The sequence below is a fragment of the Solwaraspora sp. WMMA2056 genome, assembly GCF_030345095.1.
Lineage (GTDB): Bacteria > Actinomycetota > Actinomycetes > Mycobacteriales > Micromonosporaceae > Micromonospora_E.
Genome location: NZ_CP128360.1, coordinates 262,946 through 289,032 on the forward strand (window position 1 = coordinate 262,946; position 26,087 = coordinate 289,032).

The 26,087-nt window shown below is 71.9% G+C and carries 28 protein-coding genes; 12 read left to right on the forward strand and 16 right to left on the reverse strand.

The window, feature by feature from the left end:
* Positions 1-16: 16 nt before the first annotated feature.
* Positions 17-223, forward strand: coding sequence for a hypothetical protein (locus O7608_RS01295; RefSeq protein WP_289208253.1), 207 nt, complete (start codon positions 17-19; stop codon positions 221-223).
* Between the two features lie 265 nt (positions 224-488).
* Here O7608_RS01295 and O7608_RS01300 read toward each other — a convergent pair whose 3' ends face one another.
* The 3 genes from O7608_RS01300 to O7608_RS01310 form a co-directional block, all read right to left on the reverse strand.
* Positions 489-2,171, reverse strand: a complete 1,683-nt coding sequence (locus tag O7608_RS01300) for a fumarate hydratase (RefSeq protein ID WP_289208254.1) — start codon at positions 2,169-2,171, stop codon at positions 489-491.
* Positions 2,172-2,355: 184 nt separating this feature from the next.
* Entirely contained in the window at positions 2,356-3,771 is a 1,416-nt protein-coding gene (locus O7608_RS01305) for a PQQ-binding-like beta-propeller repeat protein (RefSeq protein ID WP_289208255.1), read from the reverse strand.
* Positions 3,772-3,828: 57 nt separating this feature from the next.
* A complete protein-coding gene (locus O7608_RS01310; protein WP_289208256.1) occupies positions 3,829-5,058 on the reverse strand; it encodes an MFS transporter in 1,230 nt (409 codons plus the stop codon).
* A gap of 82 nt (positions 5,059-5,140) precedes the next feature.
* On the opposite strand from O7608_RS01310, the gene O7608_RS01315 reads away from it, so the two are divergent.
* The gene (locus O7608_RS01315) at positions 5,141-6,226 is read left to right on the forward strand and encodes an ArsR/SmtB family transcription factor (RefSeq protein WP_289208257.1); all 1,086 of its coding nucleotides are present in this window, start codon (positions 5,141-5,143) and stop codon (positions 6,224-6,226) included.
* A 171-nt stretch (positions 6,227-6,397) separates the two neighbouring features.
* Here O7608_RS01315 and O7608_RS01320 read toward each other — a convergent pair whose 3' ends face one another.
* Positions 6,398-6,925 carry an Lrp/AsnC family transcriptional regulator gene (locus O7608_RS01320; protein WP_289208258.1) on the reverse strand — a complete coding sequence of 176 codons (528 nt, stop codon included), beginning with the start codon at positions 6,923-6,925 and terminating at the stop codon, positions 6,398-6,400.
* 122 nt (positions 6,926-7,047) lie between these two features.
* Between O7608_RS01320 and hppD the strand changes: the two genes are divergently transcribed.
* From hppD to O7608_RS01345, 5 genes are all read left to right on the forward strand, one after another.
* Entirely contained in the window at positions 7,048-8,214 is a 1,167-nt protein-coding gene (gene hppD, locus O7608_RS01325) for a 4-hydroxyphenylpyruvate dioxygenase (protein WP_289208259.1), read from the forward strand.
* A gap of 122 nt (positions 8,215-8,336) precedes the next feature.
* Positions 8,337-9,284 (forward strand): RDD family protein, encoded by a 948-nt coding sequence (locus tag O7608_RS01330; RefSeq protein ID WP_289208260.1) that lies wholly within the window; start codon positions 8,337-8,339, stop codon positions 9,282-9,284.
* A 14-nt stretch (positions 9,285-9,298) separates the two neighbouring features.
* On the forward strand, positions 9,299-10,390 hold the full coding sequence (gene hisC / locus O7608_RS01335; protein ID WP_289208261.1) for a histidinol-phosphate transaminase: 1,092 nt from the start codon (positions 9,299-9,301) through the stop codon (positions 10,388-10,390).
* A 70-nt stretch (positions 10,391-10,460) separates the two neighbouring features.
* Positions 10,461-11,039: a hypothetical protein gene (locus O7608_RS01340; RefSeq protein ID WP_289208262.1), complete on the forward strand. Its 579-nt coding sequence runs from the start codon at positions 10,461-10,463 to the stop codon at positions 11,037-11,039.
* Between the two features lie 89 nt (positions 11,040-11,128).
* Complete coding sequence (locus O7608_RS01345) at positions 11,129-11,353, forward strand: hypothetical protein (RefSeq protein WP_289208263.1); 225 nt, start codon at positions 11,129-11,131, stop codon at positions 11,351-11,353.
* Positions 11,354-11,441: 88 nt separating this feature from the next.
* On the opposite strand, the gene O7608_RS01350 is transcribed toward O7608_RS01345, so the two are convergent.
* Positions 11,442-11,603, reverse strand: a complete 162-nt coding sequence (locus O7608_RS01350; protein WP_289208264.1) for a hypothetical protein — start codon at positions 11,601-11,603, stop codon at positions 11,442-11,444.
* Positions 11,604-11,659: 56 nt separating this feature from the next.
* Here O7608_RS01350 and O7608_RS01355 point away from each other — a divergent pair, with 56 nt between their 5' ends.
* Entirely contained in the window at positions 11,660-12,730 is a 1,071-nt protein-coding gene (locus O7608_RS01355; RefSeq protein WP_289208265.1) for a hypothetical protein, read from the forward strand.
* On the opposite strand, the gene O7608_RS01360 is transcribed toward O7608_RS01355, so the two are convergent.
* The 6 genes from O7608_RS01360 to O7608_RS01385 all read right to left on the reverse strand — a co-directional run bounded on the left by O7608_RS01360 (position 12,711) and on the right by O7608_RS01385 (position 19,062).
* Complete coding sequence (locus O7608_RS01360; RefSeq protein ID WP_289208266.1) at positions 12,711-13,991, reverse strand: outer membrane protein assembly factor BamB family protein; 1,281 nt, start codon at positions 13,989-13,991, stop codon at positions 12,711-12,713. The two genes, O7608_RS01355 and O7608_RS01360, sit on opposite strands and share 20 nt — an antisense overlap.
* A gap of 216 nt (positions 13,992-14,207) precedes the next feature.
* Positions 14,208-14,978, reverse strand: coding sequence for an SRPBCC family protein (locus O7608_RS01365; protein WP_289208267.1), 771 nt, complete (start codon positions 14,976-14,978; stop codon positions 14,208-14,210).
* Positions 14,971-15,561, reverse strand: coding sequence for a helix-turn-helix domain-containing protein (locus O7608_RS01370; protein ID WP_289208268.1), 591 nt, complete (start codon positions 15,559-15,561; stop codon positions 14,971-14,973). The genes O7608_RS01365 and O7608_RS01370 overlap by 8 nt, the downstream gene beginning before the upstream one ends.
* Positions 15,562-15,887: 326 nt before the next feature.
* A complete protein-coding gene (locus O7608_RS01375; RefSeq protein ID WP_353850484.1) occupies positions 15,888-17,123 on the reverse strand; it encodes an ABC transporter permease in 1,236 nt (411 codons plus the stop codon).
* Positions 17,120-17,815 carry an ABC transporter ATP-binding protein gene (locus tag O7608_RS01380; protein WP_502959163.1) on the reverse strand — a complete coding sequence of 232 codons (696 nt, stop codon included), beginning with the start codon at positions 17,813-17,815 and terminating at the stop codon, positions 17,120-17,122. The genes O7608_RS01375 and O7608_RS01380 overlap by 4 nt, the downstream gene beginning before the upstream one ends.
* A complete protein-coding gene (locus tag O7608_RS01385; RefSeq protein ID WP_289208269.1) occupies positions 17,812-19,062 on the reverse strand; it encodes an efflux RND transporter periplasmic adaptor subunit in 1,251 nt (416 codons plus the stop codon). The genes O7608_RS01380 and O7608_RS01385 overlap by 4 nt, the downstream gene beginning before the upstream one ends.
* Positions 19,063-19,160: 98 nt before the next feature.
* Here O7608_RS01385 and O7608_RS01390 point away from each other — a divergent pair, with 98 nt between their 5' ends.
* On the forward strand, positions 19,161-19,856 hold the full coding sequence (locus O7608_RS01390; protein WP_289208270.1) for a response regulator transcription factor: 696 nt from the start codon (positions 19,161-19,163) through the stop codon (positions 19,854-19,856).
* Complete coding sequence (locus O7608_RS01395; protein ID WP_289208271.1) at positions 19,849-21,702, forward strand: sensor histidine kinase; 1,854 nt, start codon at positions 19,849-19,851, stop codon at positions 21,700-21,702. The genes O7608_RS01390 and O7608_RS01395 overlap by 8 nt, the downstream gene beginning before the upstream one ends.
* On the opposite strand, the gene O7608_RS01400 is transcribed toward O7608_RS01395, so the two are convergent.
* Genes O7608_RS01400 through O7608_RS01415 form a run of 4 tightly spaced genes read right to left on the reverse strand, consistent with a single transcriptional unit; the run spans position 21,689 to position 23,955 of the window.
* Complete coding sequence (locus O7608_RS01400) at positions 21,689-22,264, reverse strand: hypothetical protein (protein ID WP_289208272.1); 576 nt, start codon at positions 22,262-22,264, stop codon at positions 21,689-21,691. The genes O7608_RS01395 and O7608_RS01400 overlap by 14 nt on opposite strands.
* 44 nt (positions 22,265-22,308) lie before the next feature.
* Positions 22,309-22,437: a hypothetical protein gene (locus O7608_RS01405; RefSeq protein WP_289208273.1), complete on the reverse strand. Its 129-nt coding sequence runs from the start codon at positions 22,435-22,437 to the stop codon at positions 22,309-22,311.
* A gap of 57 nt (positions 22,438-22,494) precedes the next feature.
* Positions 22,495-23,043, reverse strand: coding sequence for a hypothetical protein (locus tag O7608_RS01410; RefSeq protein WP_289208274.1), 549 nt, complete (start codon positions 23,041-23,043; stop codon positions 22,495-22,497).
* A 21-nt stretch (positions 23,044-23,064) separates the two neighbouring features.
* On the reverse strand, positions 23,065-23,955 hold the full coding sequence (locus tag O7608_RS01415; protein WP_289208275.1) for an oxidoreductase: 891 nt from the start codon (positions 23,953-23,955) through the stop codon (positions 23,065-23,067).
* A 61-nt stretch (positions 23,956-24,016) separates the two neighbouring features.
* On the opposite strand from O7608_RS01415, the gene O7608_RS01420 reads away from it, so the two are divergent.
* Positions 24,017-24,601: a TetR/AcrR family transcriptional regulator gene (locus tag O7608_RS01420; protein WP_289208276.1), complete on the forward strand. Its 585-nt coding sequence runs from the start codon at positions 24,017-24,019 to the stop codon at positions 24,599-24,601.
* 17 nt (positions 24,602-24,618) lie between these two features.
* On the opposite strand, the gene O7608_RS01425 is transcribed toward O7608_RS01420, so the two are convergent.
* On the reverse strand, positions 24,619-25,608 hold the full coding sequence (locus O7608_RS01425; RefSeq protein WP_289208277.1) for an aldo/keto reductase: 990 nt from the start codon (positions 25,606-25,608) through the stop codon (positions 24,619-24,621).
* A 54-nt stretch (positions 25,609-25,662) separates the two neighbouring features.
* Here O7608_RS01425 and O7608_RS01430 point away from each other — a divergent pair, with 54 nt between their 5' ends.
* Positions 25,663-26,043, forward strand: a complete 381-nt coding sequence (locus tag O7608_RS01430) for a MerR family transcriptional regulator (RefSeq protein WP_289208278.1) — start codon at positions 25,663-25,665, stop codon at positions 26,041-26,043.
* Positions 26,044-26,087 lie beyond the last annotated feature (44 nt).

The following is a 26,087-nucleotide window of genomic DNA, read 5'->3' on the forward strand; positions in this document are numbered from 1 at the left end:
CAACCAGGGAGGTCCGATGTCTGAGATCCAAACGAGCGGCGTACTGGTGGTCGGTCCGCGTCCACTGCCCGAGCACAGCCGGGTCAGGGTGTGGATAGATGCAGGATCGGGCGGGGGCCATGAGGTCACCGTACGGACCGAGCACCTGACGTTGTCCGACCGCGACAACGGCCAGGGTTCCCGCGCCATCTACGAGCTTCGTACCTTCGACCGACGGGGCTGACCCGAACACCCCGGCACGGACGACGCCCTCGACCGCAGCTGAGTGCTTCGGATTTGCTCCGGGTTGGTGTTTCTCGGGTTGGGGCGGGAACCCAAGATGCCTCCGCAGGCTTGATGCCACAGGCGCATCTTGATGCACCTGTGGCATCAAGCCCAACCGGCACCCCCACCCAGAAGGATCACCGTGCACTCAAGAACAATGACGTAAAGTAATCGGCAGGTTCGAGAAGCGATGCCAGTTCCGTCGTTGTGCGGAGCCCATGGGGTCAGCGGCGGCCGACGGTGAGGACAGGCTTGGTGACCTCGGCGTAGAAGTCATTGCCCTTGTCGTCGACGACGATGAACGCCGGGAAGTCCTCCACCTCGATCTTCCAGATGGCCTCCATGCCCAGCTCCGGGTATTCGAGGACCTCGACGTGCCGGATGCAGTCCTGGGCCAGCCGGGCCGCCGGGCCGCCGATCGAGCCGAGGTAGAAGCCGCCGTGCGTACCGCAGGAGCGGGTGACCTGCGCGGACCGGTTGCCCTTGGCGAGCATGATGTGCGAGCCGCCGGCGGCCTGGAACTTCTCCACGTAGGCGTCCATCCGCCCGGCGGTGGTCGGGCCGAACGAGCCGGACGCGTACCCCTCGGGGGTCTTCGCCGGACCGGCGTAGTAGACGGCGTGGTCGCGCAGGTACTGCGGCATCGGCTCACCGGCGTCCAGCCGCTCGGCGATCTTCGCGTGCGCGATGTCCCGGGCGACGACCAGCGGGCCGGTCAGCGACAGCCGGGTCTTCACCGGGTACTTCGACAACTCGGCGCGGATCTCGGCCATCGGCCGGTTCAGGTCGACGCGGACCACGTCGGCGTCGGCGGACTGATCGGCGGCGAGGGTCTCGTCGGTGACGTCGGGCAGGAAGCGGGCCGGGTCGGTCTCCAGCTTCTCCAGCCACACCCCGGACGGGGTGATCTTGGCGACGGCCTGCCGGTCGGCGGAGCAGGAGACGGCGATCGCCACCGGGCAGGAGGCACCGTGCCGGGGCAGCCGCACCACCCGTACGTCGTGGCAGAAGTACCGCCCGCCGAACTGCGCGCCGATGCCGAACTGGCGGGTCAGTTCGAGCACCTGCGCCTCCAGCTCGACGTCGCGGAAGCCGTGGGCGCCGATGCTGCCGCTGGTCGGCAGGTTGTCCAGGTACTTGGCGCTGGCGTACTTGGCGGTCTTGAGCGCGAACTCAGCCGACGTGCCACCGACGACGATCGCCAGGTGGTACGGCGGGCAGGCTGACGTGCCGATCAGCCGCAGCTTCTCCTCCAGGAACTGCATCATCCGGGTCGGGTTCAGCAGCGCCTTGGTTTCCTGGTAGAGGTACGACTTGTTGGCCGAGCCGCCGCCCTTGGCCATGAACAGGAACTTGTACGCGTCCGGCTGACCGCCCGGGTCCTCGGCGTACAGCTCGATCTGGGCCGGCAGGTTGGTCCCGGTGTTGCGCTCCTCCCACATGGTGATCGGCGCGAGCTGCGAGTAGCGCAGGTTGAGTTTGGTGTACGCCTCGTACACGCCCTGGGCGATGGCCCGTTCGTCGGTGCCGTCGGTGAGCACGTGCCGGCCGCGTTTGCCCATCACGATCGCGGTGCCGGTGTCCTGACACATCGGCAGCACCCCGCCAGCGGCGATGTTGGCGTTGCGCAGCAGATCGAGGGCGACGAACCGGTCGTTGGGGGACGCCTGGGGGTCGTCAAGGATCGCCCTCAGCTGAGCCAGGTGCGCCGGGCGCAGATAGTGAGCAATGTCATGCATCGCCTCGGCCGTCAGTGCCGTGAGCACCGCCGGATCGATGGTGAGGAACCGGCGATTTCCCGGCCCGTGCACCACGTCGACGCCTTCGTCGCTGATCAGGCGGTATTCCGTGAGGTCGTCCCCGGTGGGCAGCAGCGGGACGTGGGAGAACGGGGCGGCACTGCTCATGACCGGCAAGCCTAGGCCAGAGAGGGCCGCACCAACCAACCCCCCGGTCACCCCCCACGCCACCCGCCCAAGATCCCGACGATCTTGCACTTATCGTTGAACATTTCGGACAAATCTTCGCGATAACTGCAAGATCGTCGGGAAGGGCGGGGCGGGGGGCAAGATCGTCGGGGAGGGGGTGGACTCAGCCGTCCTTGCTGCCGTCGCCGGGGCAGGACTCCTGCTTCACGCCGCCGCAGGTGGGTCCGGGGTCGACGCCACCTGGGCCGGTGACGGCGGGCGCCGGCAGGTCAGCTCCGGCGAACCTGACGTAGCCGATCTCCCGGCCCTCGCCGATGACCATGCCGGCCGGCCCCACGGCCTTGACCTCGGCCGAGGTACGCAGATTGGCCAGCTCGGTGCCGGTGGCCGGATCAAGGGCCACCACCCGGTCGGGTTTACGGGTGGTCACCAGGGCGGCGTACCGGGTGAGGGCGATCTGCGCGTCGTCGTCGATGTCCCGGGTCCACGCCGGGGTGGTGGTCGGCAGGGCGTACGCCTGGAGGGTGGCGCCGTCGGCGGAGCGGGCCAACGCGTACCGGTCGTCGACGGCCCGCAGCTCCTGCCCGGCGGCACCGGTCCACAGCACCCGCCCGTCGTGGGCGTCGATGACGGTCTCCCGCATGTCGGGGGCGACACCCGCCAGGACGTTGGGGCCGCCGGTGGGGTTGTGCCGCTGGGCGCAACCGGTACGGTCGGCGGTCCGCAGGTTGATCCCGGCCCGTTGCCACACCGGCAGCGCGGTCACCGGGTCGTTGGCGGTGGCGGTGTAGTAGCAGGCGCCGTCGCGCGGGGTGGCGACCAGGGTGAAGACCCGACCGCCGAGCACCACGATCCGTTCGTGCTGCTCCTCCTTCAGCTCCTGCAGCACCTTGCCGGTCCGGGTCTCCACGACATGGATCTTGCCGTCGATCGGGAAGCCGAGCGCGGCCGGCAGGTTCTGCGGGCCGCCAGCGTCGTCGGCGACGCCGCGGGCGGTCAACGGTCGACTGGTGAGCAGCTGCGGATTGTCGGCGAAGAGCACGAGACCCATGCCGGGCAGTTGGGCGGTCCATCGTGGCTGCTGCCCGCGCGGATCCCAGGCCCGCAGGGTGCAGTCACGCGGGCCGGCGCATTCGACGTCGAGCAGCGCGTTGCGGTAGGTCCAGACGGCGACGGCGGCCTCGTCGCGGCGCAGCAGGGCACCGGTCGCCGGGTTCAGCACCTGGTAGCCGTCGACCAGCAGGGTACCGGCGACGACGACCTGGTCGGTGCCGGTGCCGGCGACGGCGGCCCAGTCGGCCTTGTGCTCCCAGACCTGGTTGCCGGAGGTGATGCTGCGCCCTTCGACGGTCAGCCGGTGTTCGACGATGACGGCCCGGTCGGTGACGGTGATGCTCTGCGGTGCGCCGTCGACCCGCTGCTGCCAGGTGACGTCGGGGTCAGCGAGGGGTCGGCTGCGGTTGACCCAGTCCCACAGGCCGGGGAACGGGTTCCAGACGCCGGTGGCGGCGAGCACGATGACCACGACGAGCGCGAAGGCCAGATAGCACTTCACGCACGGCGCGCTCCCCTTCGCCATCGGGCCACGGTATCGGTCGGGTCCGGCCCCGACCGCCCATCGACCTAAATGCCCCTTTTAGGCGTGTCGGGGTACATTCATGCGCGGCACCCGGAGTTGTCGCCACAGCAGCATGGTCGCGACCAGCGACAACGCCCCGAAACCAGCCATCACCAGCCCCGGCGCCAGCCACTGCGCCACCAGCCCGGCGCCACCGGCCGCCAGCCCCTGCCCGGTCATCATCCCCATGTGCGACAGCCCGAACGCCTGGCCGCGCCGATCCGCCGGCACCGCGTCCAGGAACCGTCGGGCCAACCCCAGATGGTACGAGAACCCGAACGTCGCCACCCCGAACAGCACCGCCGCCACCAGCAGCCCGATGTCGGCGACAAAGGCCAGCATCGGCACCCCGAGCAGCAGCGCCAACCACGGCGTCAACGCCTCCCGGCGGGCCGGCGCCGTCCACCGCCCGATCACCAGATCCCCCAGCAGCATCCCGGCGGCACCGGCCATGAACAGCACCCCGGCCCCCTCGCCACCGGTGTACGGCACCACCACCCCCTCCGCCCCGACCAGCAGCGAACCGGGCAGCCACTGCGCCAGCAGCAGCCCGCGTACCGGGCGGTCGGCCAGCAACTGCCGGTTGACCCGCCAGGTCTCGCGGACCGCGCCCGGCCGCGCCACCCCGGCCACCGCGACCGTCCGAGGTGGCCGGTCGGTCAGCCCGAACCGGATCAACGCCGCCGAGGTCAGGCAGGTCGCGGCCGTGATCCAGAGGGCACCGTACGGGCCCAGCAGGCCGATCAGCGCCCCGCCGACGGCGAACCCGAGGACCTGGGTGGCACCGGCGGTGACGGTGAACAACGCCCGCCCCAGCACGTACCGGTCTCCGGCCAGCAGATCCGGCAGCAGGGCGGCCCGCATCGCCGACGACACCGGGGTGAACAGCCCGACGACGAACACCAGCGCCAACGCGCCACCGGGCGACAGCACACCGAGCGCCAGCACCGCCACCATGGCCACCCGGACCAGGTCGTAGCCGACCATCACGGCCCGTGGTCGCCACCGGTCGGCGTACGCCAGCAGGAACATGCCGCCGAGCACGCTGGGCAGGAAACCGGCGACGTACGCCAACGCGGCCAGCAACGGCGAACCCGTACGGTCGTAGATCAGCACCGACAGGGCCAGCATCTTCACCGTCTCGCCGACCATGAAGATGCCGTAGCTGGCGAAGAGCACCCGGAACTCGCGGACCGTGAACAGGTCCCGGAAGGTCGCCTGCGGGGCCGGCGGCGCACTCGTGGTCATGCGTCGAGCATCCCGGTGCGGCCCCGACCAGCGGTAACCTTTCGGCGTCAGGCGAAAGAGCCAGGTGGGAGCGGGGGCGGCGGTGCGGATCGAGGTGAGCTCCGGCGACCTGGCGGCCAGTCGGTTCGGGATCTCCCCGCTGGGCGAGACGATGGCCGCGCTGCGGCTGTTCGCCGGCACCCATCCGGCCGGGCCGCTGCTGCCCTGGGTGGGCCGCCACCGGGACCGCTACGCCGCGCTGCGCCGCGCCCAGCCGGGCATCACGGCGATCCGGGCGCTGTACCGGCGCAACGGCTACAATGCCGACTTCGTCCAGCCACCACCGGACGGGGTCGGGTTGAGCTTCGCCGACCAGCTCGCGGTGGTCCGCCGTACCCCGCTGGACCAGGCCCGCGACGAGATCGCCCGCAGCCTGGCCGGCCGGCCGTTCCCGACCGGGCCCACCGGGCGGCTGCTGGCCGCCGACGATGTCGTCGACCGGCTCGCCGAGGCCATCGACGCCGCCTGGCAGGCCCTGATCGCTCCGGACTGGCCCCGGCTGCGGGCGATCCTGGAACGTGACGTCGTCTACCGGGCCGGCCGGCTGACCACGTACGGCTGGAGCGCCGCGTTGGCCGACCTCGACGCCCGACTGCACTGGGAACCCGACCCGGGCACGATCGTCGTCGACCGGTCCCTGCCGGAGCGGCACCGGCTCGGCGGGCAGGGGCTGTTGTTCGTCCCGTCGGTCTTCAGCGCCCTGAGCCTGCACCTGGAGCCGCCCTGGCCGTACGCGATCAGCTACCCGGCGCGCGGCGTCGCCGGACTGTTCGGCCCGCCGCAGGCCGACCGGGCGGCCGACGGGCTGGACCGGCTGATCGGGCCGACCCGGGCGGCCGTGCTGCGCGCGCTGGCGGTGCCGGCGACCACCAGCCAACTGGTCGCCCAGCTCGGCATGACGTTGGGCACCGTCGGCGGGCACCTGGCCGTACTGCGCGATGCCGGGCTGGTCCGGCGGGCCCGCACCGGCCGCGCGGTCCGCTACGAACGGACCGCGCTCGGCGACGCGCTCGACGACACCGGCGGGGGCGCGGCCGACGACGCCAGTGGTGCGGTGCCGCGCCGGGTCCCGTCAGGCACGGCACCGCACCCGGCGGTCAGTGGACCGGGTACTTCCTCGCGCAGCTGATCGTCCGGCTGTTCCAGACGTGGCGCGAACGGTGTCGGCACCCCGTGGCCCAGCACCGCGACCACGGCCGACATGCAATGGGCACCGTACGATCGAGGGCCGTCACTGTCGCCTCGTGCCGGCAGCGGCGCGGCGCGATCAACCGCTGGACAACCCCGCCGACCTGCGTGATCAATCCGGACGAGGCGCCGGCGGCACCGCAGCCGGCGGCGGGCCGTCCGCCGCCGCCGACACCAACGGCAGGACGCGGTACGGGATCTGCTGCGCCAGGGCGATGATCGTCGACGCCCGGCGGATCCCTTCGTAGGCGAGGATCTCGTCCAGCACCCGCTGCAGATCGCTGTTGGACCGGGCCACGATCCGGCACAGCAGGTCACCGGAGCCGGTGATGGTGTGCGCCTCCAGCACCTCCGGGATGGCGCGCAGGTGCGCCGCGACCGGGCCGTGCCCGTGCCGCTGACCGATCTCCAGGGTGACGAACGACGTCACCGTGAACCCGATCGCCGCCGGTGACACCTGCGGGCCGAAGCCTTCGATCACGCCCCGGGCGAGCAGCTTGTCCAGCCGGGCCTGGACGGTGCCGCGCGCCACCCGCAGCCGCCGGGAACACTCCAGTACGCCGATCCTCGGCTCGGCCGCGAGCAGGGCGATCAGGTCAGCGTCCAACCGGTCCAGCTGGACATTCTGCACAGCATCCATGGCTTGAGACCCTATCTAATGGGCAGCCTGACCAGCATTTCTCCGGACTATTGCCCAGTCCTGCAGAACCGCCCATCCTGCCCTTACCGGCCACCCGCCGGTACTGAAGGGAGACGACGACGATGACTGATCTGGCCGAATCCCCGACCGTCCACCGCGCCGAGGTCCGCGACCCGTTCCCGGTGCAGGGCATCGACCACCTGACCTTCCTGGTCGGCAACGCCAAACAGGCGGCGCACTACTACTCGACCGCGTTCGGCATGACCTGTGTCGCGTACCGAGGGCCGGAGCAGGGCTTCCGTGACCACGCCGAGTACGTGCTGACCAGCGGCGCCGCCCGGTTCGTGCTGCGCGGGGCGGTGCACACCGATGCCCCCGCCGCCGCGCACGTCGCCCGGCACAGCGACGGCGTCGCCGACATCGCGCTCGGCGTACCGGACGTCGACGCCGCGTACGCACACGCGCTGGCCAACGGCGCGACCGGGCTGGCCGCCCCGACCGACGTCACCGACGACCACGGCACCGTACGGATGGCCAGCATCGCCGCGTACGGCGAGACCCGGCACACGCTGGTCGACCGGTCCGGTTACGACGGGCCGTTCCTGCCCGGGTTCGTGCCCCGCGCGCCGATCGTCGACCGGACCCCGCTGATCGACGCCGGACTGGCGCCGAAACGGTTCTTCCAGGCCGTCGACCACGTCGTCGGCAACGTCGAGCTGGGTCGGATGGACGAGTGGGTGGAGTTCTACCGCCGGGTGATGGGCTTCACCAACATGGCCGAGTTCATCGGCGACGACATCGCCACCGACTACTCGGCGCTGATGAGCAAGGTCGTCGCCAACGGCAGCCGCAAGGTGAAGTTTCCGCTCAACGAGCCGGCCGTCGCCCGCCGCCGCTCGCAGATCGACGAATACCTGCAGTTCTACGGCGGACCGGGCGTGCAGCACATCGCCCTGGCCACCAACGACATCCTGGCGACCGTGGACGCGATGCGCGCCGCCGGTGTGGAGTTCCTGGACACCCCGGACTCGTACTACGACGACCCGCAGCTGCGGGCCCGCATCGGGAAGGTCCGCGCCCCGATCGAGCAGCTGAAGGCCCGCCGGATCCTGGTCGACCGGGACGAGGACGGCTACCTGCTGCAGATCTTCACCAAGCCGGTGCAGGACCGGCCGACGGTCTTCTTCGAGCTGATCGAACGGCATGGTTCACTCGGCTTCGGCAAGGGCAACTTCAAGGCGTTGTTCGAGGCGATCGAGCGCGAACAGGCCAATCGGGGCAACCTCTGAGGCGGATGGGCGGTCGGTGAACCGTCGACAGGCTGCGGTGCCGGCGGGGTCGGTCGTTAAGGTGCCAGGGTGAGCTTGCCCAACGCGCCCCGCCCGGCCGCCCGCTACCCGGGATCCGTCCGGTGACGTCGATCTCGCCCGGCTGGTACAAGGATCCCGCCGATCCGAGCACCCAGCGGTACTGGGACGGCGGTGGCTGGATCGGTGCGCCGCTGCCGGCGGACGCCAGCCCACCGGACGGGCCACCGCCGGCCGAGGAGCCGCCGAGCCCACCAGCGCAACCTGTGCCGGCCGCCCCGGCTCCGCCGACTCCGGTGGCGGCCCCGCCGGCTCCGGGCTACCCGGCCCCACCGCCGGGCTACCCACCGCCTGGATACCCGGCCCCGCCGCCGGGCTACCCACCGCCGGGGTATCCGGCCTACTATCCGCCGGCCGAACCACGGCCGCACGGGCTGGCCCTGGCCCCGCTCGGTGCCCGGCTGGCCGCCCGACTGATCGACATCAGCGTGGTACTGCTGCTCAACATCGTCATCAACGGCTGGTTCGTCTGGCAGTTCGTGGTCGAGTCCTGGCCGGTCTGGGCCGAAATCTGGCAGCGGTCGCTGGCCGGCGACCGGTCCACCGACGGACTGCCGCAGGTCACCGAGCGGGCCTCCGGGCTGCAGATGGTGATCATCCTGCTGGCGGCGGCGATCTGGTGGGCGTACGAAGTGCCGGCCGTCGCCAACACCGGCCAGACCCTCGGCAAGCGGCTGACCCGGCTGAAGGTCGTGCCGGTCGAGCCGGGCGGACAGCTCGGCTTCGCCCGCTCGTTCCGCCGCTGGAACACCCTCGGCCTGCCCACTCTGTTGTGGATCTGCTGCGTCGGGTTCGTCCTGCAGTTCATCGACTGCGTCTACCTGCTGTTCGACCGCCCGCTGCGGCAGGCGCTGCACGACAAGTCGGCGCGCACCGTCGTGGTGCAACTGCCGGCCGGCGTACCGGCGAGCGCGGTCGGCACCGGCGGCGCTGGCGGCACCGGGGTGGACAAGCCGGCCGCTGACCGCGACACTCCCGGAAGTTCAGCATGACAGGAGGCCCCCCGATGCCCCCCTCGCTCGGTCTGACCCGCGCCGACCTCGACGCGCTGCCCAGTTACGTACCGGGTCGCAGCCCGGTGGACCTGGCCCGGGAGCTCGGCCTGCCCGAGGCGATCAAGCTGGCCAGCAACGAGGTGCCGTTCGGGCCGCTGCCCGGCGTCGTCGAGGCGGTGGCGCAGGCGGCGGCGTCGACGCACCGCTACCCCGACATGGGGGTGCTGGCGTTGCGGGGTGCCCTCGCCGAGCGGCTCGGGGTGGCGGCGGAGCGGGTCGTCACCGGCTGCGGCTCGGTGGCACTCTGTGAGCACCTGATGCGGGCCAGTTGCCTGCCCGGTGACGAGGTCGTCTACTCGTGGCGGTCGTTCGAGGCGTACCCGATCATCGCCGCGACCACGGCGGCGAACAGCCGCCGGGTGCCGAACACCGCGACCCACGGCCACGACCTGCCGGCGATGGCGGCGGCGATCACCGAGCAGACCCGGATGGTGCTGGTCTGCAACCCGAACAACCCGACCGGCAGCAGCGTGCGCCGGGCCGAACTGGACCGGTTCGTCGACGCGGTGCCGGACGACGTGCTGGTGGTGCTGGACGAGGCGTACCGCGAGTTCGTCACCGACCCGGACGTGCCCGACGGCCTCGACGCCTACGGCGACCGGCCCAACGTGGTCGTGCTGCGGACGCTGTCCAAGGCGTGGGGGCTGGCCGGGCTGCGGGTCGGCTACCTGGTCGCGCACCCTGAGGTGGCGTCGGCGGTACGCAAGGTGGCCACCCCGTTCGGCACCAGCTCGCTGGCGCAGGCAGCGGCGCTGGCCGCGCTCGACCAGGCCGACGAGGTCCGCCGCCGCTGCGACCTGGTGATCGCCGAACGGGAGCGGGTCACCGAGGCGCTGCGCAAGCTGGTGCCGGACGTGCCGACGAGCCAGGCGAACTTCGTCTGGTTGCCGCTGGGTGAGCGGGCGGCGGCGTTCGGCGCGGCCTGCGAGGCACGCGGCGTGATCGTGCGCCCGTTCGCTGGCGACGGGGTGCGGGTCACCATCGGTACGCCGGCCGAGAACGACGCGTTCCTCGCCGCCGCCGAAGTAGCACTCCAGGGCTGACGGGGCACGGAGCGGAACTCGCACCCCATAAACGCCGAAAACGGTCACCGCGTCAGTTACCGTTTGTAACATGCGCAGACTGTCGGTGTGGATCGGGCTCGCGGTGCTGGCCGGATCGATGCTGCCGCTGCCGATGCCGATGACCGTCGGCACGGCGGCAGCGGGACCGATGGTGGCCGCCGCCGCGCCGAAGTGGCTGCCCGCCCTGGCCGCCCGGCAGCAGACCCTCAGCATCACGGTCCCCGCGACCCGCAGCTACGGTGCCGGTTTCCGGGGCTCGACGATCGGCGGCCAGCTGGGCACCGTGACGGTCCGGGACTTCCGGTCGATCAGCCCGAACGTCTGGGTGGCCACCGTCTCGTCCAGCTTGTACACCACCGGTGGGGCGACGCCGCCGGAGACGATCGGCAACGGTCAGGTCTCCTACTGGTCGGGCCCGGCCACCAGCACCAGCGGTGGCGGCACGCGGGTGCCCGGCCAGCCGACCAGCGCTGCGGCCGTGGTGCTCAGCGTGCCCCGGACCGCCTTCAGCAAGACGTCGGGCAACGCGAACAACACAGTGGCCTGGAACCCGACGGTGTCGATCGCGGTACCCACCGGCGCGATCGCCGGCGCCTACACCGGGACGATCACCCACTCGGTCGCGTGAGCGGCTCGACGACCGCCGACAGCGCCAATCAGATGCTTTGGCCGATTTGCCGACTAAGCGGCGGCAAAAGGGCAATTAGCGTGTGTCGCATGAGAAGAATGTTGCTGCTGGTCACCGCAGTGGTGACGACCATCGCCGTGGTATCGCCCGCTGCCGCCCAGCCGTCCGGAAACACCATCGTGACGTTCACCGTCTCGACGTCCGACCTGATCATCCAGGTGCCGCCGTCGGTCAACCTCGGTGCCGCGTTCCCCGCGCAGACCATCACCGGCCGCTCGGCAACGTCACGGTCAGCGACCAGCGGGCCGCGCTGACGGCGACCTGGACCGCCTCTGTCGTCTCCACCGCCTTCACCACCGGCGCCGCCAGCGCCGAGGAGACGATCCTGCCGAACCTGGTCGACTACTGGTCCGGCCCGGCGGTGTCGACCACCGGCGATGGCACCTTCGTCCCCGGCCAGCCCACCTCGGCCGACGCGGTCTCGCTCAACCTGCCCCGCACCGCGTTCTCCAAGACCTCCGGCTCCGGCGTGAACACGGCGACCTGGAACCCGACACTGTCCATCGCCATTCCACCCGCAGCGGTCGCAGGTCTCTACTCGGGCACGGTGACCCACTCCGTTGCGTAGTCGAATCGCCGCGCTAGCCCTGGTGCCGCTGCTGGTCGGCACCGGGGTGCCCGCGTCCGCCGCACCGGCTCCGGACGCCGGTGCGACCAGCCTCGGCATCCGGCTGCTCGACGCACCGCTGGAACGCCGCGACGACTACCGGGCCCACATCTACATCGTGGACCATCTCAACCCCGGTGACGTCATCGAACGGCGTTTCGAGGTCACCAACTTCTCGGCGGGCACCCGGGAGATCGCCCTGTATCCGGGGGCAGCGGTCGTCGACAAGGGCGGCTTCCTCTTCGGTGACGGCCGTGCGGACAACGAACTGACCGAGTGGATCACGCTCGACGAGACCGAGGTACGCCTCGACCCGGAGCACCGCACCCGGGTGCTGGCCCGGATCACCGTTCCCGATGACGCCACCAGCGGCGAGCACTACGGGGTGATCTGGGCCGAAGCCGGTGACCGGCCCGACCCGAACGCCAACGTCCACAACGTCGCCCGCAGCGGCATCCGGGTCTACCTGTCGATCGGGGACGGCGGCGAACCGCCGTCGGACTTCACGCTCGGCGACCTGACCGCGCAGCGCACGAAGGACGGACACCCGGTGATCGGCGTACGGGTCCGCAACACCGGGCAGCGGGCGCTCGATCTGCGCGGTGAGCTGACGCTGACCGGTGGGCCCGGCGGCCTGTCCGCCGGCCCGTTCCCAGTGGAGATCACCACCCTCGCCGTCGGCGACGACCGGATGATCGAACTGCCGCTGGAGGCGGTCGTGCCGGACGGCCGCTGGACCGCCAAGCTCGCGCTGACCAGTGGAAAGGTCGAGCGGGAGACGACCGCGACGGTCGTCTTCGGCCCGGCGCTGGTCGAGTCGTTCGCGATCGTGAGCCCGACGACGGCGGTGGGGATCAGCGTGCTGGTCGCGCTGCTCGCCTTCGGCGCGCTCGGCGTTTGTCGCCTACCGCCGCCGGGACCGGACGGCCTGACGGCACCGGCAGGTGGTTGTCCGGCTGTCGTCCGGCCGGGGTGTCGTCCCGCCGGGCGGCAGACCGCGCCGGTCAGGTGCCGGCGACGATGACCGTCTCCTGGATCCAGTAGTAACGGCCGTCGTCGGCGTCCGGGTCGACCGGCAGCCGGAGTCGTTCGACGGCCACGAAACCGTCCTGGGTGTACACGTAGCCCGGCGCCCAGTCGGTCATCCGCTCACTCGGCATGATGAGCACGAAGCGGGACAGCTCGGCACCGGTGGTCGCGTCGAGGGTTACCAGCTCGCGGGCGGCGGTCAACAGGTGTACGCGGCCCGGCTGCACGGCGAGCAGCCGGTCCCCGGTGGTGTCCGGGCCGGGCGCGACCGCCGTCGGCAGCGGCCACCGCCACGCCTGCTCACCGGTGCGGACCGCCTGCGCGACCACCGCCGGATCGCTGGCGTCGGCGGCCAACTGGACCGCCATGCCGTCGACCAGCATCGCGTCCACCGGATCGAGCGCCGCTGCCGGCTCCGGCTCCGGGCCGTCGACCAGCCAGCCCCGGGACTCGCCGGCACCGGTGGTCCGCAGCGCCGCGCACCGCGAGCGGGCGACCGTGCAGCCCAGCGGTTCCACCGCCAGGCCCGGCCCGGCACCCTCCGGCTGCCAGGTCGACGTCAACTTCCCGTCGGCCACCTCGTAGAACTCCACCACCGGTGGCGCGGCGCAGCTGTTGACCAGGGCGAACTGGCCGCCCGTGGTGCTGAAGCCGGCGTCCCGGCAGGCGTCACCCTGGCCGGGCAGCGTGGTCTGCCACAGGCGGCGGCCGGTCGCAGCGTCGAGACCGACCAGCTGGGAGCCGCCCTGCACCAGCACGATCACTCGACCGTCCGCCCCGCTGACCACGGTGTGCAGGCCCGCCGGGGCGTAGACGGTCTGCGCCCCGGTACGCCGGCCGGCGTACCCGGTGTCGTTGGGTTGCGGTCCGGCCGCCCGCCAGGCGACCTCGCCGCTGACCGCGTCGATCGCCACCAGTTCGCCGTCGGACCAGCGGCTGACCACCGTCGTGCCGGTGGCGACGACCCCGGTCACCTGCTCCGGCCAACGCCGGAACGACCAGGCCGGGGTGACCTGGGTCCGCATGTCGATCGGGCCGTCGGCGCGCACCTGGCGGGTGGTGGCGTAGACCCGGAACCGACCGTCGACCAGCAACGGTGCGGCGGAGAGCCGGGCCACCGGGCCGGGCTCGGCGGTCGGCGGCGACGGCTGGTAGCCCGACGGGGTGACGACCTCGGCTGGGGCGAGCACCCGCCAGGCGACGACCGTGGCGGCACCGAGCACCACCAGACCGGCCAGCACCCCTGCGGTGATCAACTGCCACCTGGGGCGGGATCGCCACCCGGGGCGGGGCCCCTCACCGGCCGACTCCGTCGAAGGGTCCGCTGCGCCCGCCGAGGGGTCCGCTGCGCCCGCTGGGTGTTGGGTGTTGCTCGCCGGCTCGGCCATCCAGGCACCTCCCTCCGCACCCTACCGAACCGGACAGCCCGGTCGGGGCCACGGAGCCGGACGACGGCTCAGCGGGTCAACGAGTCAGCGGGTCGACATCCACTTCTCCCAGGCCGGCCCGTACGCGGCGACGGCGTCGGCGGCGTGCTCGCCGTACCAGAAGATGTCGACGACCATGCCCCGGCTGGTGCCGAAGTCGGCGGCGGTGACGCTGGCGACGCCGTCGGCCGGTTCGTCCAGCAGCAGGGTCATTCCGGTGCCGGCGAGCGCGGCCACCTGCCCGGCCAGCGGTGGTGCGTCGCCGCCGACCCGGACCCGCTCGCCGACGGCCGCGCCGGTCAGCCCGAGGTCGCCGGTCAGGGCCTGCCAGACTTCGACGATCGGTCGGGTCGAGTGTCCCCAGGCGCGCAGCGACGCGCTCGGCCGGCCGGGGAAGTGTGCCCGGTAGAGGGTGAGCACCCGCAGCGCCTGGGTCCAGCCGGCGGCGGTCGACTCGGCCTGACGTTGCGCGTCGGGGCCGGCGGTGCCGAAGCCGGCGGAGACGATCCGGACCAGGCTGGTGCCGCCGGAGACCGCCTCGATCAGGAACTCGGTGGTCGAGGCGACCGGCGCGGCGCCCTCGCTGGGCACCCACTCCTCCACGTAGGCGAAGCGGTGCGGTGCCTCGTGCGCGACGATCGCCCCGTCGGAGACCTCGTCGTCGCCGGGGCCGAACCGGTGCCGGACGGTCCCGGCGACGGCGTCGACCTCGGCCGGCATGAACCAGGTGGAGATGCCGGGGCCGGTGGTCAGCAGCGGCCACAGCTCCTCCGGGGTGCCGACGACCTCGGCGGACACCTCGACAGGGTCAGTCATTGACGCTCTCCCTCGGATGGGTGGTGACGATCAGGCGGTAGTCGTCGCCGGGGGCGTCGGCCGGCAGGTGGTGCCGGCGGATCACGGCGGCGACGGCGGCGGTCAGGTCGTCGGCGAACGCGGCGCGGGCCTGCGCGGACGCCGCCAGCCGCACCTCGCTGTCCAGCGAGAAGGTGACGACCGGCGCGCCGGTGGCGTCCGCGCGGCGCAGCAGCCGGGTCAGCTCGCGGACCGTACGGGCGGCGAGCGCGATCAGGTAGCGGGCCGACCCCCGGTCGGCGGTGCGTGCCGGGTCACCGGCGGCGTCGCCGAGCGCCGCCGGTGACACCAGGTACGCGGCGGCGCTGGCGACCAGCAGCCGCTCGGTGAGGCCGCCGTGCCGCCGCTCCCCGGCCGGCTGGACCAGGCCGTGCTGCTCCAGTGCCTTCAGGTGGTAGTTGGCCCGCTGGCGGGTGAGCCCGGTGCGCCCGGCCAGCTCGGTTGCGCTGGCCGGGGCGGCGAGCGCGGCCAACAGCCGCGACCGGGTCGGCTCCAGCGCGGCGACCGCCACCTGCGGATCCTCGATGACTTCGATGTCCTGCACGGTCACCAACCTGCCATTGACAGGAGATTCTGTCAAGACAGGATCTCCTGTCAATGTTGCCGAGCGGTCGGCGCGCTGCACGACGTCTTCTCGGTGCCGGTCTTCGTCGCGCAGACGGCCGCCTGGCTCACCGTCCTCGCCGTCCACCGCCAGCGTCCCACGACGTCACCCACTGTCACCTCGACACCGGCAGGTAAGGCTTCAGCCGGTATTCCTCTGAGGAATAATTATTCCTCAGAGGAATACCGGCCCGGCGCATTACCTGTCCTCCGCCCGGCGCTCCTCATGCCAGCCAAGACAGACCGCCAGCCAAGGCAGACCGCCGGTCAGGGTGCGCTCAGCGCCCGGGTCGGCGGCAGCCGGGCCGCCTGGAACGCCGGATAGCCGCCCGCGACGACACCGACCAGCAGCGCCCCGCCCAGCCCGGCGAGGGTCGCCCCCGGCGGCACCACCACCGGCCAGTCGTTGACCAGGGCGTAGCCGGCGGTGGCGAGCAGGCCGAGCACCGTACCGGCGAGGCCGCCGAGCAGCGACATGGCCACCGACTCGGTGAGGAACTGCGCCCGGATCTGCCCCCGGCTCGCGCCGAGCGCCCGGCGCAGCCCGATCTCCGCGCGACGTTCCAACACCGAGATCACCATCGTGTTCGCCACCCCGATCCCACCGACCAGCAGCGCCACCCCGGCCAGGGCCAGGAACAGCGACGCGAAGCTGCTCTCGGTGGCGCGTTTGGCGGCCAGCGCGTCCGACGGCCGGGTCACCTGCACCGTGCTGGGCCGCTGCGGGTCGATGGTCGCCGGCAGCACCGCCCGGACCGCCTCGATCGACGGCTCGTGCGCCCGCAGGTAGATCACCGTCGGATGCCCGCCGAAGCCCAACTTCGCCTCGGCGGCCGGCCAGCCGACCAACGCCGCGCGGTCGATCTCGGGTGCCAGCGGCAGCGGCTCCAGGATGCCGATCACGGTGAACCACTCGTCGTCGATGCGTACCTGCGTCGGCGAGTCCGGCCGCCCCAGGTCGACGATGCCCAGCCGGGTCGCGGCCACCGAGCCGAGCACCACCGTCGGCAGGCGTTCGGTGGCGGCGTCGAGGTAGCGGCCGGTCCGCAGCCGCGCGTCGAGCGTCTCCGGCAGGCTCGGTGCACTGGCCAGCACGGTCAGCCCGGAGCCGTCGCGCGGGTCGACCCAGTCGGACCGGCGGATCACCGTGTTGGTGTTGGCGACCGCACTGGTCGCGGTCACCGGGCCGATCCGGGCCACCATCGCGGGCGACTCGACTGGCAGCCGGGTGATCCCGTCGTCGCCGGCACGGGCCGTCGCCTGCAGCAGGTTCACCCCGAGGGCCGACAGCTCGGCCAGCAGGGCCCGTTCGCTGGCCGCCGGAATTCCGGTGACCACGATCATCGTGGCGATGCCGATCGAGATGCCCAGTGCCGACAGCGTCGCCCGCAACCGGCGGGTGCGGATGCCGACCAGGCCGAGCCGCAGCAGGTCCAGCGGAGCGAGCCGCACCGGCCGGGGCAGTTCCAGCGGCGCCCGCCGAGGAGCATCCATCGGGCTCATGCCGCCCCCACCGGCTGCTGGCGGACGTCGCTGACCAGGCGGCCGTCGCGGATCTCCACCCGGCGCGGCAGCCGCGCCGCGATGTCCCGGTCATGGGTGATCACCGCGATCGTGGTGCCGTCGGCGTTGAGCGCGGTGAGCAGGTCGAGTACGGCACCACCGGTGACGGTGTCCAGCGCGCCGGTCGGCTCGTCGGCCAGCACCAGCGCCGGGTCGTTCACCAGCGCGCGGGCGATCGCCACCCGCTGCCGTTCCCCGCCGGACAACTGTCGGGGCAGGTGACCGACCCGGTGGGCGAGCCCGACCCGGGCGAGCGCCTCGGTGGCCAGGTGCCGGCGTCGGCGGCGCGGCACACCGGCGTACAGCAGCCCGGTGGCGACGTTCTCGGCGGCGGTGAGCCCGTCGCTGAGGTGGAACTGCTGGAAGACGAAGCCGAGCCAGCGCCCGCGCAACGCCGACAGTTGCCGGTCGGACAGGCTGGTCACGTCGTGGCCGCCGAGCCGGACCGTGCCGGTGGTCGGGCGGTCCAACGTACCCATGATGTTGAGCAGAGTGGACTTGCCGGAACCGGACGGGCCGACGATGGCGACCAGCTCACCGGCGTGGATGTCGAGGTCGACGTCGGTCAGCGCGGCCACCCCGCCGGGGTAGCTCATCCCGGCCCCGACGACCGACAGCACCGGGACGCTCACGAGGTCGTCACCACCGTCATGCCCTCGTCGAGGCCGGTCCCGGTCACCTCGACCATGCCCCGGGTGAACAGCCCGGTCTCCACGGCGGTCAGGGTGCCGTCGGTGAACTGGACCGCGTACCCGCCCTCGGCGAGGGCCAGCAGCGCGCCGACCGGTACGGCGAGGACCTGCTCGCGTACCTCGGTGCTGAACTGCACCCGGACCGGCGCGGATTCCAGCGCGGCGACCGCCGCCGGGTCGTCGGGCACGACACTGAGGTTCAGTTGCGGCTCCTGCCCCGGCTGGCCTTCGGGGTCGGTGACGACGGTGCCGACTGCGGTGATCCGGCCGGGGACGGTCGCGCCGTCGGGCAGGGTGATCGTCACCGGCGCGTCGGGCAGCATCCCGTTCGCCTCGCCGGCTCCCACCCGTACCGTAATGATCTTGTCTGTCGGGGTGACCGACATGATGTCCGACGCGGCGCTGTCGCCGGCCAGCGCGGCGACCGCGTCGACCCGGACCTTCCCCGGTAGTACGGCGATCTCGCCGGGCCGCAGCGTGCCGGTGTCCGGCGCGTCGCGGTCACGCTGCCAGCGCCGGATCGCCGCGATCAGGTCCGCGGTGAGGACGGCGTCGCCGGTACGGACGGTGACCGCGCCGCCGGCCGCGGTCGGCTGCCGAGCGGATTGCGCCGACTGTTCCGGGTCCGGTGACTGTTCCGGGTCCGGTGACCGTGCCGGATTCGCGTCCTGACTGGTGTCCGCGGTCTGCTCCGGCATCGCGACGGTCGTGCCGACCGGCGGCTGCCAACCGATGTCGTAGCCCAGCGCCACCAGATTGTCGGCGACCACCCGGACGTCCCGGCCGACCAGGTTCGGCGTGTCGAGGGTACGGAACAACGGCGTACCGCCATAGAACAGCAGGACCGGTTGATCGTCCACCCGGTACAGTTGTTGGCCACGCTCGACAATAGAGCCCTGCTCGGGCAGCCAGGTCAGCACCCCGTCGGCGCCCCGCACCGGCCGGGCCGCCCCGTAGCCGAGAGTGCCGTCCAGCTCCCGACTGTCCGAGATGTCCATCCGGACGACCTCGGTGGTCGCCACCCAGACCGGGTCCGTGGCCGCGTCGGCGGTCGCACCCCGGCCCGGCCAGCCCCAGCCGACCATGGTCGATGCCGCCACCAACCCGGCCACCAGCATCACGACGAGCAGTCCGTACGTCAGGGCCCGCCGCCAACGACGGCCCGCGACCCGCAGGGAGAGCACCATGCCGGCCAGCGTCAGCGGCGATTGTGAGGATCCTGTCAGGCCGCCACGGTGCGATTTCCCACCCCTGTCCCGGCCTCACGACACAGTATGGTTCGGCGGTGGTTGCCCACGTGCTGATCGCCGAAGACGACCGGCGGCAGGCCGAGGTGCTGCGCCGCTACCTCGAGTCCGAGGGCCACCGCACCACCGTGGTCCACGACGGCCGCGCCGCTCTCGACCAGGCCCGTCGGCTACGCCCGCACCTGCTGGTGCTCGACGTGATGATGCCCGGCCTGGACGGGCTGAACGTCTGCCGGATCCTGCGCCGCGAATCCGACGTGCTGGTACTGATGCTCACCGCCCGCGCCGACGAGGACGACATGCTGCGCGGGCTGGACCTGGGCGCCGACGACTACCTGACCAAGCCGTACTCGCCGCGTGAGCTGGTGGCCCGGGTCCGGACGCTGCTGCGCCGGGTCGACCGGCTGCCGACCACGATCGACGGGGTACGGCGGGTCGGTGCGCTCGCCGTCGACCCGGCCCGCCGCGAGGTCACCCTCGACGGGCGGCCGGTGGTCTGCACCCCGGGAGAGTTCGCCCTCCTGGCCGCCATGGCGCAACAGCCGGAGCGTGCCTTCACCCGGGCGCAACTGCTGGAGCACACCCGGGGCGTGGACCGGGACTCGACCGAGCGGGCCATCGACACCCACATGGTCAACCTGCGCCGCAAGATCGAACCGGACGTACGCCGGCCGACGTACCTGGTGACGGTGTACGGCATCGGCTACAAACTCCGCGACCCCACCAATGGCTGAGCCGACCGGCACCGGGTCGGCGGCCACCGGGGGTGCCCGGGTGCCGCTGCGGCACAGTCTGGTGCTGCGGCTGCTCACCGCGTCGGTGCTCGTGACGGTCTGCGCGGTCGTCGCCACCGCCTGGCTGACCGTGGAGTCGACGACCCGGGCGATCGAACAGGAGCAGGGCCGGTCCCTCGCCGACGACGTCAGCATCTACGACACGTTGATCACGTACGCGGTCGAGCACCGCGACTGGTCGGCCGTCGCGCCGACCGTCGACGAGTTGGCGGCCCGCACCGACCGGCGGATCGTGCTGCTCGACCCGGTGACCCGCGACCCGGTCGTCGAGTCGGCACCCGGGCCGGCGCTGCGCGACGCCCGCCCGTCAGCGATCGTCGACCCGCTCGACCTCGACCCGGCGCTCGCCGCCAGCCGCCAGGAGTCCAGCATCGACACCCGGGTCGTCGGGCCGTACCGGCTGAGCGACGACGAACGCGCCGGCATCCGCAGGGCGGCCGAGGACCACCGGAGCTGCCTGGTCGACGGGGCGGGGCTCGCCGCCGAAGTCGTCGAGCTGCCGGGCGGCCGGGCGACGGTGACGATCCTCGACGCCGGCATCGACCGTGGCCGGCCGCTGGCCTGCCCGGAGCCGGCGCTGCTGCGCGAGCCGGCACGCAGCGAGGTCGCACCCCTGGCCGAGCTGCTCGAACTCACCGAGGCCTGTCTCGGGCCCGACTCGGCGAACATCGATCTGGCTGTCACTCCGACACTGGACCTCCGGGTCCTGCGGGCCTCCCCGGGTGCGCCGTCCGAGGCCGACGCCCGCGCCTGCGCCGAGACGAGCCTACGCAACCAGCTCCGGGCGTACGCGGCACCGCCGGTGCTGCTGTACGTCACCGACGCGACGGCCACCGACGCCGGGTCGCCGACCGTCAACCTGTCCACCGGGAATCTGCTGCGGATCGCCGGCGTCGCCGGCCTGGTCCTGCTGCTCACCGTCGCGGTCACCGTCGGAGTCGGGATGCGCCTGGTCCGGCCGTTGCGGGCGCTCACCGAGGCGGCCCGTGCGCCGGTCGACCGGCAGCGCCGGGTGCCGGTCACCACCCGCGACGAGATCGGCTACCTCGCCACCGCCCTCAACGATCTGGCGCAGCGGCGGGACCAGCTGGAACAGCAGCGTCGGGCAATGGTCAGCGACGTCGCGCACGAGCTGCGTACCCCGTTGACGAACATCCGGGCCTGGTTGGAGGCCGCCCAGGACGGGCTGGCACCGGTGGATCCACGCACCCTCACCCTGCTGACCGAGGAAGCCACCCTGTTGCAGCACGTCATCGACGACCTGCGGGATCTGGCCGCCGCTGATGCCGGCACCTTCACCCTGCATCCGGAGCCGACCTTCGTCGGCGACGTCCTCACCCAGGTCGTCGAGGCCAATCAGGGGGCCGCTGCCACCGCCGGGGTCACCCTGACCGGGACGGTGCACGGCGATCCGCAGGTCGTCCTCGACGCGGTACGGCTGCGGCAACTCGTCGGCAACCTGGTGGGCAACGCTGTCCGGCACACCCCGGCCGGGGGTTCGGTCACCGTCGACTGCGCGGTACGCGACGACTGGCTGACCATCGAGGTGGTCGACACCGGAATCGGGATCGCTGCCGACGATCTGCCGAAGTTGTTCGACCGGTTCTGGCGGGCCGACGCCTCGCGCAGCCGGCGCACCGGCGGCAGCGGGCTGGGTCTGCCGATCGCCCGGCAGTTGGCCCGCGCACACGGCGGCGACATCACCGTGGCCAGCGAGCCGGGCCGGGGCACGCACGTCACCGTACGCCTCCCGGCCCGGCACTGCGATCCGGTCAGCTACCGCTGAACACCTCTGCTTCGCAGTCCTCGATCTCGGTGCCGGCTGGTAGTCCATCAGCTAGTGACAGGAAGTCTCCATCGACGAAGGCGTCGATCCCCCGGTCCTGCAGACATTCCGCCCACGCTAGAAGCTTGTCCGGGTACTCGGGGTCGAGGCGCAGGGAACGCTGCCACAGCCGTTCGGGTTCCAGCGGAGCGCAGTCCTCGGCGACCTGCCGCACCTGCGGGGTGTCCGCTCTCGTCTTCCGCTCCATTTCCGACACCCCGTTGTCCTCGAAGCACTGCAGCCAGAGGTTCATCAGCCGCTCCTGTTCCTCAGCGGACGTGTCGGGGCGGATCAACGGACGCTCGGCCTGCGGCGATGGCGAGGCGTCCGGCCCAGCGCTGCCCACGATCGAGGCGACACCACTGTCGCCGGTGTCACCAGCCGACCCTCGGGCACCGGTAGCGCTCGTGTTCCCGTCACCGCCGCCGCACCCGGCCGACAGCCCGATCGCCGTCACGGCGAGCGCGGCCAGCAACGGTTCGGCCAGCCGGCTCGCCGGACGCATCTGTCGATATCTGCTCATGCGAGCCAGAATTCCGGCCAACCGTCAGGAACCTGTCAGCATTGTCAGCCGGCGACGGCCAGGCGGGCGAGGTGCTCGTCGGTGAGGGCAAGAGTGACGCCGTCGAGCGCCGCTTCCAACTGGTACAGCTTGCTGCCGCACGGGGTCGGGCTGACGGCTGTCTGCCTGACCACCGTGCTCGCCGAGCGCGGCCTCGCCGTTGCCGACCGGCCAGCCGCGACCCGCACGCGTCAGCGTTGTTCTGCCAGTGGGTTTCCGTCGCTGAACTTCCAAGCCGGGTACTTCTCGATCATGTACGGGCGGTGACTATCCCAGTCAGCCGGCCCGAGCAACCGCAGTTGCAATAGACGTAACCGGTCCTGCGGATCCTGTTCGTAACCCCAGGCGAACCCTACGAGCGGGACGACAAGACGCCGGTCGAGGTCCCACGGACCAATGGTGAGGAAGCTGTGTGCCCGCCACTGCACAGCGCCAGCGCGCCAGCGGGAGGGTGCGTCGAAGAGCACCGGCCGAAACCCGTACCAGGCGAATGGTGCGGTGGAGTCGGCGAACAGGTCGAACGGGTCGATCTCGAACCGGTCTGCCGTACTTGGCTCACTGACCAGCTGCACCCAACCCAGCATCGACCGGTAGCCACGGGCACTGAATTCGACAGACGCCGTGCAGACCGGCATCCCCAACTCTCGTTCACTCTTGCCGACAGCTACCGGATCGTCGTTCGGCACGACCTCCACCGATACCCGGCCTTGATCACCATCAAAATCAAAGTAGATCTGCACTAGGACATCATGGCTGCCGGGTCAGGCCGGTGTCGTGGCGAGCGGGAAGGCCACGCCGGTCAGTTCCTCGGAAGCTGTCCAGAGTCGGCGGGCCAGCGCTTCGTCGCGGGCGGCCGACGATCGGCCGACGAGTTTGGGCGCGCCACGGATCTCCCCAAGGCCACCCGGTCCGGCGTAGCTGCCGCCGGGGACGTCCGCCACCGCCGCGTAGAGCGTGGGCAGCGCGCCGCCGTCGTCGCTCTGCCCGAGCGCCTTGAACAACACCGTACGCAACCGCTGCAGTGGGCGGCGTTGGTGCCCGAGAAGGTTGGTGGCCGCCATGCCGGGGTGCGCGGCGGTGGCCAGCACCGGCGAGCCCACCTCGGTCAGGCGACGGTGCAGCTCCGCGGTGAACAGCAGGTTCGCCAGCTTCGACTGGGCGTACGCCGGGAAGGCCCGGTAGCGGCGGCGGTGCCAGTTGAGGTCGTCGAAGTCGATTTTGCCAGCGTGGTGGCCGCCCGACGAGATGGTGACCACCCGCTGGCGGATCCGGGGCAGCAGCAGGTTGGTGAGCGCGAAGTGCCCCAGGTGGTTGATGCCGAGCTGCAGCTCGAATCCGTCGGCCGTGCGGCCCAGCGGCGGGATCATCACCCCGGCGTTGTTGATCAGCACGTCGACCGGCTCGGTGAACTTCTCGGCGAAGGTGCGGACCGAGGCGAGGTCGGCGAGGTCGAGCCGGCGCACGACCACGTCGCCGGTCATTGTCGCGGCGGCGTCACGACCTCTGGCGGGGTCGCGGACGGCGAGCACGACCCGGGCATCCCGGGCGGCGAGTGCGCGGGCGGCGGCGCGACCGATGCCGCTGTTGCCCCCGGTGACGACGATGGTCCGGCCGGCCTGGTCGGGGATCCGGGCAGCGGTGAATGTTGTCATGGAAAACAATGTAGTCAGCGACAACAATGTCGTCAACGACAACATTGGGTTAGGGTGGGCTGTGCCCGCGTACCACCACGGAAACCTGCGGACGACGCTGCTCGCCGCCGCCGAACGCAGCCTGCGCCAGCACGGCGCGGGCCAGCTCTCGCTGCGCGAGCTGGCCCGCGAGGCCGGCGTCAGCCACGCCGCCCCGCGGCGGCACTTCGCCGACCGGCAGGCGTTGCTGGACGCACTGGCCGAGGCCGGATTCGCCCGGCTGGGCACCGAACTCCGCGCGGCGATCGACGCCGCCGGGAAGCAGTTCAGGCCGCGACTGCAGGCCATGGCGGCCGCCTACCTCCGGTTCGCCACCGAGGACGCCGCACTGCTGGAGCTGATGTTCGCCGCCAAGCACCAGACCGGCGCCGATCAGCTCGTCGAAGCCGCCGCCGCGCCGATCGGGCTGATGCAGGACCTCATCGAGGAAGGGCAGACGCAGGGCCACCTGGCCCCGGGCGACCCGCAACGGGTGGGCGTCGTGCTGCTCGCGACGTTGCAGGGCATCGCCGCTCTGATCAACGGCAACCTGGTCCCCACCGAACTGCTCGACGGGATCCTGGAGACGGCCGTCGACCAGTTCATCCGAGGAGCACGGCCCGGCTGACCGTTAGTCGGCGACCGTCAGCCGGCCACATTCAGCCGGGCGAGATGCTCGTCGGTGAGGTCCAGTGAGACGCCGTCGAGCGCCGCGTCCAACTGGTACGGCTTGCTGCCGCCCAGGATCGGGCGGATGCCCTGCGCCACCAGCCAGGCCAGCACCACCTGGCCACGGGACGCGCCGGTGGTCCGGGCGACGTCGTCGAGTGCCGCGAGCCGCCGTGCGCTGCCCGGGTGGTCGTACACCGGCGGGATCGGCTTGGCCGGGTCGTCGTAGGCACCGGACAGCAGCGGGGTGTACGCCCACACCTCCATCCGGTACGCCTCGGCGATGTCCCGCTGCTCGTCGCTGAGCAGGCCGAACGGATGGACCACTCCCTCGGGCAGCGTGCCGGGGCGGGCCCGCAGATAGGTGGCGTTCAGCTGCAGGGCGTCGATCGGCCGGGTACCGGTGGCGGCGGCGTGGGCACGGGCCCGTTCGACCCGCCACGCCGGGTGGTTGGACGCGCCGACCCGGCGTACGGCACCGGAGGCGACCAGTGCGGCGACCGCGTCGACGGTCTCCTCGATCGGGGCGGCCCGGTCCTCCTGGTGCAGCCAGAGCAGGTCGACGCTGTCGACGCCCAGCCGGTCCAGGCTGCCGGCGAAGGCGTCGGCGACGGCGTGGCGACTGAGCCCGGCCCGCACGCGCGGCCACGAGCCGGCCCACAGCGGCTCGGCACCGACCTTGGTCGCGATGCGCACCCGCTGCCGTACGCCGGGCCGGGCGGCGAGCCACCGCCCGACGACCCGTTCGCTGTCGCCACCCCGGCCGTCCTGACTGGCCCAGAAGGCGTAGCAGTCAGCGGTGTCGATCCACTCGCCGCCCCGCTCGACGAACCGGTCGAGCAGGGCGAACGAGGTCTCCTCGTCGATCCGGGTGCCGAACATCATCGCGCCCAGGACCAGCGGCGAGGCCGGTGCCGGCGTGCTCGGGACAGTGGTGGTGGTAGTCGGGGAGTTCTCGTACGTCATGCGTCCACCTTGCGACCTGGAGCGCGCTCTAGGTCAAGCGGTACTGTCAGCGGTATGACGGCCTACTCACCCGCCGAGGCGGCGGCCCGGTCCGGCTTCTCGATCCACACTCTGCGCTACTACGAGCGGGAAGGGATCCTGTCGCCGGTCGCCCGCAACTCCGGCGGACGCCGCGTCTACAGCGACGACGACCTGGGCATGCTCGACTTCCTGCGCTGTCTGCGGGACACCGGGATGCCGATCGAACGGCTCCGCCGCTACGGCGAGCTCTGCCGCGACCCACAGACCGTCCCGGAGCGGATCGCGCTGCTCCGGGAGCATGCGGATGCGGTCGAGCAGCAGATCGACCAGTTGCACCGCTGGCGGGCCCGCCTCGACGAGAAGCTCGCCTGGTACCAGGGCCAGACGGCGGACACGACCGCGACCGACGGCTAGTCTGCCGGCTTTTCCACCGACCACCCCGCACCATGTAAAACAGC